The sequence below is a fragment of the Hufsiella ginkgonis genome (assembly GCF_009834915.1).
Classification (GTDB): Bacteria; Bacteroidota; Bacteroidia; order Sphingobacteriales; family Sphingobacteriaceae; genus Hufsiella; species Hufsiella ginkgonis.
Window position 1 is genome coordinate 236502 of sequence record NZ_WVHS01000002.1, and the last position, 15013, is coordinate 251514.

A 15013-nucleotide genomic window follows, 5' to 3' on the forward strand; every position below is an offset into this window, starting at 1 on the left:
GCGGGGACTATACCATTGTTACACGCTATGATAACATCCTATACTATTTTGAGAAAATGCTATAGAAACCAAGCCAGCTTTAGCCGGATATTTGATTTACTTGTACTTTCTAACCATAGAATAAACTCTCAAAAAATGAAGAAATATTTTGCAGTGCTGATGGCGATGGTTTTGGCCGGCGCTACTAAACCAGTCCTGGCACAATACCCAAAGATCCCGGCAGATGTGCAGAAAGCCAGCGATGAAATGATGGCCGAAGCAAAACGTAAATCAGATATCGCATGGCTGAAAGCGTTACCAGTTATTGAGAGAGAAGCAAAAGCAGGTAAGCCATATGTTCCGTGGGCGGGCCGGCCGATCGATCTTCCCCAATCTGATATTCTTGCATTCCCGGGAGCGGAAGGTGGGGGTGCGCATTCTTTCGGCGGACGCGGGGGACGTGTGATCGTAGTGACCAGTCTCGGAGACTCCGGTCCGGGAACGCTCCGCGATGCCTGCGAACAGGGTGGCGCGCGCATTGTCGTGTTCAATGTATCAGGTATTATCCGCATCAAAACACCCCTGGTGATCAGAGCTCCGTACATCACCATCGCCGGTCAAACCGCGCCGGGCGACGGGATATGCGTGGCCGGGGAGTCTGTGTGGCTCAATACCCATGATGTAGTAGTACGTTTTATGCGCTTCCGCCGCGGCGAAACGTATGTAGGCCGCCGGGATGACGCCATTGGCGGAAATCCGATCGGCAACATCATGATCGATCACGTTTCGGCAAGCTGGGGATTGGATGAAAACATGTCTATGTACCGACACATGTACAACGACAGCACCGGTAAAGCGGAAGAAAAACTTGCAACGGTGAATATTACCATCCAGAATTCAATTTTCTCCGAGTGCCTCGATACCTGGAACCACGCGTTTGGCAGCACGCTGGGCGGGGAAAATTGTTCGTTCATCAGGAATTTATGGGCAGACAACGGCGCCCGCAACCCGTCTATCGGGTGGAACGGGATCTTTAATTTCGCTAATAACGTTGTGTTTAACTGGCACAATCGTTCTACCGATGGCGGGGACTACACCGCCCTATACAATATTATCAACAACTACTATAAACCGGGTCCGGTTACCGATGTAAAAGATCCCGTGAGCTACCGGATCCTAAAACCGGAATCGGGGAGAAGTAAACTACCTTACGTGGTGTTTGGCCGTGCGCACGTAAGCGGCAATATCATAGAGGGAAATGAGCAGGTAACCAAAGATAACTGGAACGGAGGCGTACAGGTGGAAAATAAAAAAGGCGACCTGATGAGCTACGCGGATGCCAGCAAATATTTTGCAGCCATGAAAGTGGAGAAACCCTTGCCGATGCCCGATTTCACGATCATTCCTGCCCGCGATGCTTACAGCTATGTACTGGAGAACGCGGGGGCTACGTTACCTAAGCGGGATCCGGTTGATACCCGGATCGTGAAACAGGTACGTACCGGTGTGATCGACTATATTAAAGACGTAAAATTACCCGCTACGCAGTTCGAACATCGCCGCCTACCGATCGACTCGTATAAACTCGGCATTATTACCGATATCAGCCAGGTCGGCGGATATCCGGAATATAAAGGATCCCCTTATAAGGATTCCGACGGCGACGGAATGCCCGACGACTACGAACTTAAGAACGGTCTGGATCCAAAGAGCGCCGCCGACGCGGCCGTGATCCGCAAAAGCGGGTACAGCAACATCGAAGAATATTTAAATAGCATTGTAGCGATCGCTGCGGTAACCCCCGCCGCAAAAAAAATAAAGTAATGAAACGGACTTCTATTACGATAGCTGCCGCGTTAAGCCTGGCGGTTTTATCACACACTGCTTTTGCGCAGTATCCCGTCATCCCCGAAAAACTCCAGGCAGATGCCGATGCTGCGCTCGGTATCGTGAAAAAAAACTCGGATATCGCCTGGGAGAAGGCGCTTCCTATTATACGGCGCGATGAGAAAAATGGTAAACCCTACGTTCCATGGGCGGCAAAGCCTTCGGACCTGCCACAGTCAAAACTAGTGGCGTTCCCGGGCGCGGAAGGCGGCGGAGCACACTCATTTGGCGGCCATGGCGGAAAAGTGATCGTGGTAACCACGCTGGCCGACAGTGGTCCGGGCTCCTTCCGCGAGGCTTGCGAGCAGGGTGGCACACGTATCGTGGTGTTCAACGTAGCCGGGATCATCCGCATTAAAAGCCCGGTGATCATTCGCGCTCCGTATATCACCATCGCCGGTCAGTCCGCGCCGGGAGATGGCGTATGTATCGCCGGAGAATCGGTTTGGATCGATACACACGATGTGGTGATCCGTTATATGCGCTTCCGCCGGGGCGAAACCGACGTAACGCGCAGGGACGACGCCATCGGCGGAAACCCGGTGGGAAACATCCTGATCGATCATGTATCTGCAAGCTGGGGCCTGGACGAAAACATGTCGATGTACCGGCATGTATACGATCGCGGCGGGTCGAAACAGGAAAAATTGCCGACCGTTAACATCACGATTCAGAACTCGATCTTCTCTGAAGCGCTCGATACTTATAACCATGCATTCGGAAGTACCATCGGCGGATTGAACAGCACCTTTATGCGGAACTTGTGGGCGAATAACATTAGCCGGAATCCGTCTGTGGGTATGTACGGCGATTTTGGATTTGTGAATAACGTAGTTTACAACTGGTGGAACCGGTCCGCAGACGGTGGAGATAACGAATCGCAATACAGCTTTATCAACAATTATTATAAACCCGGCCCCATTACTCCCCCGGGCGAGCCGATCAGCTACCGTATCCTGAAACCGGAAGCGGGGCGTGCCAAAGACAAATCGACGGTGTTCGGGAAAGCTTATGTTGCCGGGAACGTCATAGAAGGCAACGAGAAAGTAACTAAAAATAATTGGGACGGTGGGGTCCAGGTAGAGAGCAAGGGCGACAACGCCAGGCTGATCGATAGCATCCGCACAGATAAACCTTTCCCGATGGCATCTATAACGAAAGTTTCGGCTGAAAAAGCTTACGCATACGTGCTCGGCAATGCCGGCGCTACGCTTCCTAAACGTGACCCGGTTGATCTTCGCATCATCGAGGAGGTGAAAACCGGTAAACCGCTGAACCGTCAGCCGGGAACGCCCGCGAACGGACAGCAATATATTAAAAGAAGGCTCGGCCCCGATTCCTATTTAAAGGGGATTATCAGCGACATCAGCCAGGTAGGCGGGTATCCTGAGTATAAAGGCAGTCCTTACAAGGATGCCGATAACGACGGGCTGCCTGACGATTGGGAACTAAAGAACGGTTTAAACCCGAAAGACCCGTCAGATTCCGCGAAGGTCCGATCCAAAAGCGGTTATTCGGTGATCGAAGAATACCTGAATAGTTTAGTGAAAGTGGAGGATGTGAGACCTTGAGCAAGTTCTTTCGGCATATTTTACTGGTTGGTTTCGGTGCGCTGCACTGCGGTTCGGCTATTGCGCAGCCGAAACCGGCAAAACCTCTTCCGCCGCTGGTGGTTGGAAAAGACGGAAAACTCACCTACAACGGTGACGCCAAAGGAAACCGGGTGCCCGACTTTTCTTACAGCGGCTATATGGCCGGGGAAACTGCGCTCCCGGAAGTGCCCGTAAAAGTTACGGTGCCTGTAAAAGCGGGCGACGCTACCTGGCGGATCCAATCGGCTATTGATTATGTATCTGCCCTCGTACCCGATAAAGCCGGGTTTCGTGGCGCCGTGCTCCTCGAAAAAGGAACTTACACGGTAGAGGGCGCATTAAAGATCGCCGCGTCGGGTGTAATACTTCGCGGTAGCGGGGCCGGTAGTAACGGTACCTTATTGCTCGGAGCGGGAACCGACCGGCAAACCCTGATCACGGTGTCAGGCAAATTCGACCGCAAAACCCAGGCCCCGGTTAAAGTAACGGATCCGTATGTTCCCGTAAACGCGACAAAGCTCACTGTACCTGATGCATCGCCATTTAAAGCGGGCGACCAGGTATTGGTGCAGCGCCCGTCTACAAAAGCCTGGATCGACCTGCTCGGCACGGATCATTTTGGCGGCGGCATTACCTCGCTAGGCTGGAAACCCGGCCAGCGCGACGTTGCTTGGGACCGTAAAATCATCTCCATATCCGGCAATACGCTTACCCTCGATGCACCGTTAACGACCGCGCTCGACACAGCATTCGGGGGCGGAACGGTTTCGAAATATTCCTGGCCGGGTAGAATTGAACGCAGCGGCATCGAAAATATGCGCCTGGTTTCGGCTTACGATGAAGCTAACCCCAAGGACGAAGCACACCGCTGGATGGCGATCGTGATAGCCAATACCACAGATGCCTGGGTGCGGAGGGTGAACTTCTCTAACTTCGCAGGTTCGGCGGTAATGGTCCAGGAAACCGGTAAACGCATCACGATAGAAGATTGCAAATCGTTGAACCCGGTTTCAGAAATTGGCGGCGAGCGCAGGAATACCTTTTTCACCGCCGGCCAGCAAACGCTTTTCCAGCGGATCTATGCCGAATTTGGCTTCCATGATTTCGGTCTCGGATTTTGTGCCGCGGGACCCAATGCATTTGTGCAATGCGAATCACATCTCCCGTATAGTTTTAGCGGACCGATAGACAGCTGGGCATCGGGCGTATTATTTGATATCGTGAACGTCGACGGCCAGGCGTTAAGCTACCTGAACCGCGGGCAGGACGGACAAGGCGCCGGCTGGAATGCCGCTAACAGCGTTTTCTGGCAATGCAGCGCTTCCAGGATCGACTGTTACCAGCCCCCGGGCGCTAATAACTGGTCGTACGCTTCCTGGGCGCAATTCGCCGGCGACGGCTATTGGGAAAGCTCCAACGAACAGGTTCAGCCGAGGAGCCTGTATTATGCACAGCTAAAAGAACGCGTGGGCGAATCGGTTAAGCCGAGGATGCGCCTCCTGGATATCCAGACAGAAGCATCCAGCAGTCCGCCGGTGGACGTAGCGATGGCATTAACCAAAGAGGCGACCAATGCAGCGCCGCTCCTGGCCGACCTCATAGACCGTGCAGGAGACCTGGATCCGTTACCGGTTAACCCTGCGGGGATAAAGACCATCGATGATATCGGGGTAAAAACACCAGTTGTACCCGCGCTTGCCGCGCCATTAAAGATCGCGAACGGCGTATTGGTGAGAGGCGGTATCGTAGTAACCGGCAAACAGCGCGACGTTCCCTGGTGGAACGGCAGCGCAAGGCCGTATGCGCTTGCTGCCGCCAAACAACATATCACCCGGTTTGTGCCTGGTAAAACAGGAAACGGGTTGACCGATGATCCTGCCACGGTATCCGATTCGATGGTATCGAACAACGTGGTGGCGTTAGATCATAACTATGGTTTATGGTATGAACGCCGCCGCGACGACCACGAACGTATCCGCAGGATGGACGGCGACGTTTGGGCTCCATTTTATGAGTTGCCCTTCGCGCGAAGCGGCCAGGGTACCGCCTGGGATGGCATGAGTCGTTACGACCTCACCAAATACAATAAGTGGTACTGGAGCAGGTTGAAGCAATTCGCCGACCTGGCAGATCAGAAAGGGTTGGTATTGATCCACGAGAATTACTTCCAGCACAACATCATTGAAGCCGGTGCGCACTATGCCGATTTCCCATGGAGGCCTGTAAATAACATCAACAATACCGGTTTCCCCGAGCCGGTGAACTATGCGGGCGATAAACGACTGTTTATGGCCGGGCAGTTTTATGACGTTACAAATCCGGCCAGGAGAAACATCCACAAGGCGTATATCCGCCAGTGCCTCAATAACTTTACGGGAAACAGCGGGGTGATCCAGCTGATCGGTGCAGAGTTTACGGGCCCGCTTCACTTTGTACAATTCTGGCTCGACAACATCGGCGATTGGGAGAAGGAAACCGGGAAAAAGGAACTGGTAGGTCTTAGCACCACGAAGGATGTGCAGGACGCTATCCTGGCCGACCCGGAACGGGCTAAATTGGTGGATATCATAGATATCCGCTACTGGCATTACCAGGCCGACGGGAAAGCATATGCACCTCCCGGCGGACAGAACCTTGCTCCGCGCCAGCACGCACGCTTGTTAAAACCAAAAGCCAGCTCGTTTGAACAGGTTTACAGGGCCGTAGCCGAGTACCGGCAAAAGTACCCGACGAAGGCGGTAATGTACTCAGGTGACGGAGCGGAAAATAACGGATGGGCTGTATTTATGGCCGGTGGCTCCCTGGCGGCTATCCCGAAAACGCCCGACGGATTCCTGAAAGAGGCATCTGCGATGAAGCCATTGGCGCTGCCCGAAAAGATTACAGGGCAGTACGCACTTTCCGGGGGGAAATCAGGGTACATCATCTATAACGGCTCCGCGCAACCGGTAAAGCTGGATCTTTCCCGCGTTCCCGGGACGCTGACTCTTCAATGGATCAATACCAGGAATGGCGCTTTATCAAACAAGAACGAAAAAATTAAAGGCGGAAGTGTTGCCGAGCTCACGCCGCCCGGACAGGACTTTATCGCATGGATCACACAAAAATGAAAGTGACCTATTCTTATTTACTGTCATTGCTGCTGGTGCTGACGTCGGCAACAAACCTGGCTGCTCAAACTGTCGGGAAATTATCCGTTTCTGCCAATCGCAGGTTTATTCAGCGCGACGGAAAGCCGTTCTTTTGGTTAGGTGATACCGGGTGGCTTCTTTTCGTTAAACTTGACCGGGAAGCGGTAGATAACTACCTCGAAGACCGCCATCAGAAAGGATTTAACGTGATCCAGGTAATGGTAGTGCACGATCTCCGAAAGGCGGTGAACGTATACGGCGATTCAGCTTTTGTGAATAACGATCTTTCAAAGCCGCTTACTACCCCAGGCGCATCCTTCGCAAGCAAGCAGCAATACGATTTCTGGGACCATGTGGATTACGTGGTAAACAAGGCGGCTTCCAAAGGCATTTACCTGGGAATGGTGCCTGTTTGGGGAAGCAACATTAAAGGAGGCCTGGCTAACCGGGAACAAGCGGCCATCTACACTAAGTTTCTCGTTAACAGGTACAAAAGGTCCGGCAACATCATTTGGTTGAATGGCGGCGACATCAAAGGAAGCGATTCGGCCGCGGTGTGGAAAACGATCGGGACAACCCTGAAAAAGCATGATCCAAACCACCTGGTCACTTTTCATCCGCGCGGACGATCGTCGTCATCAGAATGGTTCCACAACGAGAACTGGCTGGATTTCGACATGTTCCAATCCGGGCATAAAAGTTATGCACAGGACACTACCGACATCCGCATCGGCGAGGATAACTGGAGATATGTAAGAACGGATTTCGGTAAGCTGCCCAAAAAACCTTCGATAGACGGAGAACCTTCCTACGAAAAAATTCCACAGGGATTACATGATACGCTGGCGCCGTTATGGACCGATGCCGACGTGCGCAGGTATGGCTACTGGTCGGTTTTTGCCGGGGGCTTCGGGTATACCTATGGCGATAATACGGTAATGCAATTCCGCAGGCCAGGCGATGGTCCCGGCGCATACGGCGCAAAAGACTATTGGTACCAGGCGATCCACGACCCCGGGTCTTCGCAAGTACAGTGGCTAAAAAAACTGATCCTCGGCAAACCATTCTTTGAAAGGATTCCTGATCAATCTCTTATTGCCAACCAGGGCGAAAAGTACAATTACCTGGCTGCTACGCGTGGCAGGCGTTACGCGTTTGTGTATTCGTATACCGGCAGAACGATGAAAATAAACATGGGAAAGATCGCCGGTACCCGGGTTAAAACATCCTGGTATGATCCGCGCACGGGGAAAACGACACCCGGGGCAACCGTCAGCAATTCCGGGGTAAAAGAATTCGGCCCGCCGGGAGAAGAGAAAGAAGGCAACGACTGGGTGCTGGTACTGGAAAGTATTTAAACAACATAAAAAAGCGATGACGAATCATTACAAGTTACCAGGCGTTTTTATAGTGATGTTTACGGCATCGCTTTTAAGCGCGTGCGCGGGTAACCAGTATTTATTCACCTCCTTCCATGAGCCGGCAGACGAAGGGTTGCGGTTTTTGTACAGCAAGGATGCAAGAAACTGGACGGATCTTAACCATATCTTTCTTAAACCAGGCGTTGGCACCCAGAAAGTCATGCGCGATCCGTCGATAGTTCGTGGCCCCGACGGTACTTTTCACCTGGTGTGGACCAGCAGTTGGAAAGGCGATAAGGGCTTCGGCTATGCCAGCTCGAAAGACCTGGCGCATTGGTCGGAGCAGAAGTTTGTACCTGTAATGGAAAATGAGCCGGCTACCGTTAATGTATGGGCGCCGGAGCTTTTCTACGATGCGGATAACGGGCAGTTTATCATTATCTGGGCATCAACGATTCCGTTCCGGTTCCCCAAAGGGGAGGAGGAGGAAGAGAACAATCACCGCATGTATTATACGGTTACGAAGGACTTTAATACGTTTTCACCGGCAAAGCTTTTCTATGACGGTGGTTTTAGCGTTATCGACGCCGTGATCGTAAAACGTGGCAAAGCAGATTTCGTGCTGGTATTAAAGGACAACACACGACCTAACAGGAACATCCGAGTGTCTTACGGTAAAACCGCTCTTGGACCGTATACCGGCGTTTCTCCCGCCTTTACATCCAGGTTTTCTGAAGGGCCCTCCGTGGTAAAAACAGGAGATCAATGGCTGATTTATTATGATGCTTACCAGGATAAGAAGTATAACGCCGTCCAGACCGCTGATTTTAAAATATTTACCGATGCACAGGTTTCAGTGCCTGCCGGTCACAAACACGGCACAATCATCAAGGTTGCCGGTAAAGTGATTAAGGATCTAAAAAAATATTCCGGTTCCAGTAACTGATCTATGAAAAAGTTTATTCTACATATTTCGTTCATCATCGCATTCCTGCTGTATGGGCATCTAAATAGCCTTGCACAGGATACGGTCCATTATTCGGGAACCACGCTTTCCAACGTCGACTACCATCACGGGCAGCTGGCCTCCGCGGTTGGCGTGCACAACATCCAGGTATTCCGGGCAAACCGCGAACACCCTGAGTGGGCGTCAGGGCTTAATTGGACCTACAACCACGCGCCAATGCTGGCATATTGGAATAATACCTTTTACCTGCAGTACCTGAGCAACCCGGTAGGGGAACATGTGCCGCCAGGACAGACGCTGCTTATGACTTCTGCGGATGGGTACAACTGGAGTGCGCCGGCGGTAATTTTCCCCGTCTATCGCATACCCGACGGAACAAAGAAACCCGGCCATGCTCCCGAAGCGCGGAACCTCGATGCCGTGATGCACCAGCGTATGGGCTTTTACGTGGCCAGGAACAAACGTTTACTAACATTGGCCTTTTACGGAATGGTCATTGAACCGAAAGACGATCCCAATGATGGAAACGGTATCGGTCGCGTGGTCCGCGAGATCTATCCCGACGGAAAATATGGTCCGGTCTATTTTATCAGGAACAATACCTGGTGGGATAAAACAAAATCCGCCTACCCGTTCTACACATCGAGCAAGGACAAAGGGTTCGTGGAAGCCTGCAACGAACTGCTTGGAAATCCGCTAGCCATGCAGGAATGGGTAGAAGAAGCCGACCGCAACGACCCGCTGGTCCCGCTCAAAAAGGAAGTGAAGGCATTCAGCTACTATCATCTTCCGAACGGGAAGGTAGTGGGGTTATGGAAGAACGCGCTTACCTCTATAAGTGCCGATAATGGCAAAACCTGGCAGTATGGCCCTTTGCGGGCACCTGGCTTTGTAAACAGCAACGCGAAAATATGGGGGCAGCGTACTTCCGATGGTCGCTATGCTACGGTTTATAATCCGTCTGAATTTCGCTGGCCGTTAGCGGTATCAATAAGTGATGATGGCCTGGATTACAAGAACTTGCTCCTGGTAAACGGGGAAATCACTACGATGCGCTATGGTGGCGCCTATAAATCATATGGCCCTCAATATGTGCGCGGAATAGAGGAAGGCTGCGGAACACCGCCAGACGGGAAAATGTGGGTCACCTACAGCATGAACAAGGAAGATATCTGGATAGCCAATATTCGCGTTCCTGTTGTTTCTGAAGTAAAAGAACCTGTAAACGAGGTGTTTGCAAATCTTCCACAGGGAAAAGAGTTACAATTTTGGAACATTTACAGCCCGTTATGGGCGCCTGTAAAAATTGAAAAATCTCCCGATGGCTCGAATGCACTCACGCTGCGTGATAAAGACCCCTTTGATTACGCTACCGCCGGGCGTGTAATTCCGCGATCGAAAAAAGTGGCGGTCGAATTTACGATCATACCGGGACAAAGCGACAGGGGGCAGCTCCAGGTAGAATTCCAGGACGATAAGGGAACGGCCGCCTCGCGCCTGGTTTTTGATTCCGACAGCCTCTTGAAAGTAAAAACCGGCTATCGTTCGTCGACCGTTACGAAATATGAGGCGGGTAAAGCGCTTAGAGTGCGCGCAGAGCTCGACAGGGACAAACGCATGCTGACGATTGCCATTAACGGCGAAAATAAAGGTCCGAAGATATTCTTTGCGCCGGTTGCCTTTTTTGAAAAAGTAGTATTCCGTACGGGGGATGTACGCCGTTTCCCGGATGCGGATACCCCCACTGACCAGGATTTCGATGTAAAGAATCCCGGTGCGCAAGATGCGGAAGCAGTATTTTATATTAAATCATTCTCAACCAGCAGGTTATAAATGAAAATGTGTAAAACCTTTTTCGCCGCATTAATTATGTTGATATCCTTCCAGGGACGATCAGCGGTAGTGCTGCCCAAAATACTGGGGCACAACATGGTGCTCCAGCAAGGACAGCCGGTACCGGTATGGGGAAAAGCCGCACCGGGTGAAAAGGTGACAGTTAATTTTGCCGGCCAGGTATTAGTCGGCACCGCAGATGCGGCCGGCAATTGGCAGGTTCATCTTTCACCGTTGAAAGTTTCTGCCCGGCCTGCCGTGATGACGGTATCAGGAACAAATACTATCCGGCTGGAAAATATCCTGGTAGGCGAAGTCTGGTTCTGCTCGGGTCAATCGAACATGGAATATACCATGCGCAAAAACAGCAAAGTAACACCCAAACCTTCAGTTGACGGTCAGAACCCGGTCGACGAACTCGACTATGCTCATAACCCCTGGATCCGCATTTTCCTGGTAAATCGTAAAGAAGTGGTAAAACCCGATCTGTCTCACCAGGGATGGAGTATCGCACAGGATTCTGCATTGCGGTCCTTTTCAGCAGCCGGGTATTTCTTCGCAAAAGAGCTTAACCGCAGGTTGCGCGTCCCGGTAGGAATGATCTCTTCGGCCGTGCCCGGAATTGATATTGAACCATGGCTCCCGGGTACGCTCGCGTTATCAAAGGATGAAAAAGGAAATGTCGTCCCGGCTGGTTACGACCTCGCAAAGCCGGGAAAATTCTACCCGAACATGGTAACCCCGGTAGCGCCGTTTGCCCTGAAAGGATTTTTATGGTACCAGGGAGAAACCAATTGTTTTCAGAATGAGACCATTGAGTATACTTACAAAATGCAGGAGCTGGTTAATGGCTGGCGGAAACTTTGGGAGAATACGGCACTGCCGTTTTATTACGTGCAGATAGCGCCCTTTTATTATGCTAAAAGTGCGGGCAAATATCCGTTAACCACCGAAACATTGCCACGCTTTTGGGAAGCACAATCGCTCGCCGCCAGCATTCGCAATACCGCGATGGCCACAATTACCGATTTGATAGACAGCCCCGAAGATCTCCATCCCGGCTATAAATGGGAAGTTGGGCGTAGATTGGCTCTCCTGGCACTCCACCACACGTACGGGTTAAAGATCCGGTCCTCTGGTCCTGTTTATGTTGATATGAAGAAACAAAAAGGAAAAATATCCCTCGAATTTACCGAAACGGGCGCCGGATTAACCAGCAACGACGGTAAAACGCTTCGTGGCTTTACCATTGCCGGTGCCGACGGAAAATTCGTTCCGGCAGACGCCAGGATCAACGGCAATAAAGTGATCGTGTCCGCACCCTCCGTTCCCGTGCCCGTTTCCGTGCGCTTTGGTTGGGATGAAGCCGGAAAGTTTAATTTCTTTAATAAAGATGGTCTTCCCGCGGTTCCGTTCAGGACGGACAATCCGTTTTTGGGCCTCTTTAGAACAACTGCGAAAAAATGAGCCCGTCGACTAAGTACCTGCTGACATTCGCTTTCCTGCTGTCGTTTCCAGGTTTCCTTTACGCGCAGGAAACTGAAAAAGTTTACCTGAGCGGTAAGGGAAATGACCAGACCGTAACCTGGGATTTTTTTTGCACGGCGGGAAGAAACTCCGGTAAATGGACCACCATTGCCGTCCCCTCTAACTGGGAACTGCAAGGTTTTGGGAAATATGATTATGGTTTTGCAAAAGATACCACACGCGGCAAAGAAAAGGGTCTATACCGGTATTTTTTTAACGTTCCCGCGGCCCGAAAGGGTAAACGCATCAACCTGGTATTTGAAGGAGTGATGACCGATGCCGAGGTTAAAATTAATGGAAAGTTGGCAGGCCCTGTTCACCAGGGAAGTTATTATGCATTTAAATATGACGTTTCCGGGTTATTGACCTATGGCGCCGCAAATCAACTGGAAGTTGCGGTTTCAAAACACTCGGCGAATGAATCCGTAAACGATGCGGAACGACGGGGTGATTTCTGGTTATTTGGCGGGATCTTCAGACCCGTATATCTTGAAGTACTGCCGGCAGCGAATATTTCACATCTCGCCCTCGACGCAAAGGCGAATGGCGACTTCAAAGCCATGCTAACCGTTGCGAAAACGGCGATTGCCGGAACGGTATCCGCCCAGGTCTATGACAGCAATGGTAAAAAGATCGGTGTGCCATTTTCATCGAAAATAAGCGCCAGGGATTCCATCGTCTATCTCCAGTCGAAGACGATCTCTCCGCGCTTGTGGTCGCCTGAATACCCTCACCTATATAAGGTGAAAGTAGATCTGGTCCTCAACGGAAAGATCACACACACCGTTTCACAAAAGTTCGGCTTCCGCAGCATCGTGGTAAAAGAAAAGGACGGCGTATATGTCAACGGCGTAAAAGTGAAGTTTAAAGGTGTGAACCGGCATTCCTTCTGGCCTTCGTCGGGACGTACATTGAGTAAAAAGCTCAGCATTATGGACGTAAACCTGATGAAAGACATGAACATGAACGCAGTACGCATGTCGCATTACCCGCCCGACGATCATTTTCTCGACGTTTGCGATTCGTTGGGTATTTTTGTGTTCGACGAACTGGCTGGCTGGCATGGCAAATACAATACGCCCACCGGAACGAAACTGGTGAAAGAGCTATTACGCCATGACGTAAATCACCCGTCCATTATTTTCTGGATCAACGGTAACGAAGGCGGACATAATTATGCGCTGGATGCTGATTTTGACACCGGAGATATTCAGCGCCGGCCGGTGATCCATGCCTGGGAAAACTTTAGGGGATTCGACACTCAGCACTACCGGGAATTTGATTACGGCATCGGGAATTACATGCAGGGACACGACCTGGTCATGCCAACCGAGTTCCTTCATGGCATGTTCGATGGGGGACATGGTGCGGGCCTCGAGGATTACTGGGAAGCCATGTGGCGCGATCCGCTCGCTGCCGGTGGATTTCTCTGGGATTTTTCTGACGAAGGGGTTGTTAGAAGCGACAAAAATAACGAAATAGATACCGACGGGAATCATGGCGCGGATGGCATCGTAGGCCCATACCGCGAAAAAGAGGGAAGCTTTTTCACCATCAGGCAGATATGGTCGCCGGTATTCTTTGAAAAACGGGAGATTACCCCGGCTTTTGACGGATCGTTCCGGGTAGAGAACCGCTTTGCATTCACCAATACCATGGAATGCACATTTTCAGGAAAACTGGTGAAGGCGGCTGATCCGTACGACGCTTCCGCGGGAAATGAAACGGAATTCTCCATTGTTTCGCCGGGCATTGCACCATCCGGAAAGGGAACAGTAAAACTTAATTTGCCGTCCAACTGGAAATCATACGATTTTTTATACGTCACGGTAACCGATCCGCATAAGCGGTTGATCTTCACCTGGAGCTGGCCCATCTCCCGGCCTTCCGTCATTGCTGACCAGGTTGTAAAGCAACGCGGCAGCGGGAAGGTGGAAACTTCCGGGGTTGATTCGCTATTTATCGTCACAGCGAACGGAGTGCGCGTGTCCTTTAGTAAAAAAACGGGACAGCTTAGGCAAGTGGAGAACGCTAAAGGCGTAATCGGTTTAAGAAACGGCCCGGTATTGCAGGAGGGAGCCACCAATTTCTCGGGTTTTATCCAAAAGATGGACGGCAATAACGTAGTGATCGAATCAGTATTTGATAAGAAAAACAGCTTTAATACCCTTCAATGGACGATCTATCCTTCAGGATGGATAAAGATGAAGGTATTGTATTTCCCCGGCGCTTATTTTACCAGTTTCGTCGGCGTTAACTTCGGGTACCCGGAAGCCCAAATGAAAGGCGTACAGTGGATGGGCAACGGCCCGTACCGGGTATGGAAAAACCGTATGAAAGGTAACCAACTGGGAGTATGGACAAAAGCCTATAACAATTCGGCCACGGGTGAACCTCCATTTCTCTACCCGGAATTTAAAGGCTATCATTCGAACATGTACTGGTGTCGCTTTAACACCACTGAACAGCCTTTTACGGTAGTTGCCGAACAAGAAGATATTTTCCTGAGACTGTACACACCAAAAGTTTCTGATGATCCTTATAATAACCTGGCGCCAGCATTTCCTTCCGGCGACATCTCTTTCATGCAGGGAATCTCTGGGATCGGTACAAAAACACAGAAAACGGATACAACCGGTCCAATGGGCATGAAATATAGCTTCTACGACTACGAAAAAGACCAGAACCGAGCAAAAGAGCTGGTGCTGTACTTTGATTTTTCCGGAAGATAACATG

General features: G+C 51.1%; 8 protein-coding genes. All 8 read left to right on the forward strand.

Annotated features, from left to right (window positions below; genetic code table 11):
* Nucleotides 1–135: 135 nt before the first annotated feature.
* The 8 genes from GS398_RS07780 to GS398_RS07815 are packed head-to-tail and all read left to right on the forward strand — an operon-like array spanning nucleotide 136 to nucleotide 15009.
* The gene (locus tag GS398_RS07780; RefSeq protein WP_160906208.1) at nucleotides 136–1803 is read left to right on the forward strand and encodes a pectate lyase family protein; all 1668 of its coding nucleotides are present in this window, start codon (nucleotides 136–138) and stop codon (nucleotides 1801–1803) included.
* Nucleotides 1803–3437 carry a pectate lyase family protein gene (locus GS398_RS07785; protein ID WP_160906209.1) on the forward strand — a complete coding sequence of 545 codons (1635 nt, stop codon included), beginning with the start codon at nucleotides 1803–1805 and terminating at the stop codon, nucleotides 3435–3437. The genes GS398_RS07780 and GS398_RS07785 overlap by 1 nt, the downstream gene beginning before the upstream one ends.
* On the forward strand, nucleotides 3434–6568 hold the full coding sequence (locus GS398_RS07790) for a DUF6298 domain-containing protein (RefSeq protein WP_202405991.1): 3135 nt from the start codon (nucleotides 3434–3436) through the stop codon (nucleotides 6566–6568). The genes GS398_RS07785 and GS398_RS07790 overlap by 4 nt, the downstream gene beginning before the upstream one ends.
* The gene (locus GS398_RS07795) at nucleotides 6550–7947 is read left to right on the forward strand and encodes a glycoside hydrolase family 140 protein (protein WP_237488130.1); all 1398 of its coding nucleotides are present in this window, start codon (nucleotides 6550–6552) and stop codon (nucleotides 7945–7947) included. The genes GS398_RS07790 and GS398_RS07795 overlap by 19 nt, the downstream gene beginning before the upstream one ends.
* 16 nt (nucleotides 7948–7963) lie before the next feature.
* The gene (locus tag GS398_RS07800) at nucleotides 7964–8896 is read left to right on the forward strand and encodes a glycoside hydrolase family 43 protein (protein ID WP_202405992.1); all 933 of its coding nucleotides are present in this window, start codon (nucleotides 7964–7966) and stop codon (nucleotides 8894–8896) included.
* Nucleotides 8897–8899: 3 nt separating this feature from the next.
* Complete coding sequence (locus GS398_RS07805; RefSeq protein WP_160906210.1) at nucleotides 8900–10750, forward strand: exo-alpha-sialidase; 1851 nt, start codon at nucleotides 8900–8902, stop codon at nucleotides 10748–10750.
* 36 nt (nucleotides 10751–10786) lie between these two features.
* The gene (locus GS398_RS07810) at nucleotides 10787–12217 is read left to right on the forward strand and encodes a sialate O-acetylesterase (protein WP_237488131.1); all 1431 of its coding nucleotides are present in this window, start codon (nucleotides 10787–10789) and stop codon (nucleotides 12215–12217) included.
* Nucleotides 12214–15009 carry a glycoside hydrolase family 2 protein gene (locus GS398_RS07815; protein ID WP_160906211.1) on the forward strand — a complete coding sequence of 932 codons (2796 nt, stop codon included), beginning with the start codon at nucleotides 12214–12216 and terminating at the stop codon, nucleotides 15007–15009. The genes GS398_RS07810 and GS398_RS07815 overlap by 4 nt, the downstream gene beginning before the upstream one ends.
* Nucleotides 15010–15013: the final 4 nt, after the last annotated feature.

What these genes read in the sequence shown, in the direction of transcription:
- GS398_RS07780 (WP_160906208.1), top strand. Translation starts at nt 136, where the DNA reads ATGAAGAAATATTTTGCAGTGCTGATGGCGATGGTTTTGGCCGGCGCT.
- GS398_RS07785 (WP_160906209.1), top strand. Translation starts at nt 1,803, where the DNA reads ATGAAACGGACTTCTATTACGATAGCTGCCGCGTTAAGCCTGGCGGTT.
- GS398_RS07795 (WP_237488130.1), top strand. Translation starts at nt 6,550, where the DNA reads ATGGATCACACAAAAATGAAAGTGACCTATTCTTATTTACTGTCATTG.
- GS398_RS07800 (WP_202405992.1), top strand. Translation starts at nt 7,964, where the DNA reads ATGACGAATCATTACAAGTTACCAGGCGTTTTTATAGTGATGTTTACG.
- GS398_RS07805 (WP_160906210.1), top strand. Translation starts at nt 8,900, where the DNA reads ATGAAAAAGTTTATTCTACATATTTCGTTCATCATCGCATTCCTGCTG.
- GS398_RS07810 (WP_237488131.1), top strand. Translation starts at nt 10,787, where the DNA reads ATGTTGATATCCTTCCAGGGACGATCAGCGGTAGTGCTGCCCAAAATA.
- GS398_RS07815 (WP_160906211.1), top strand. Translation starts at nt 12,214, where the DNA reads ATGAGCCCGTCGACTAAGTACCTGCTGACATTCGCTTTCCTGCTGTCG.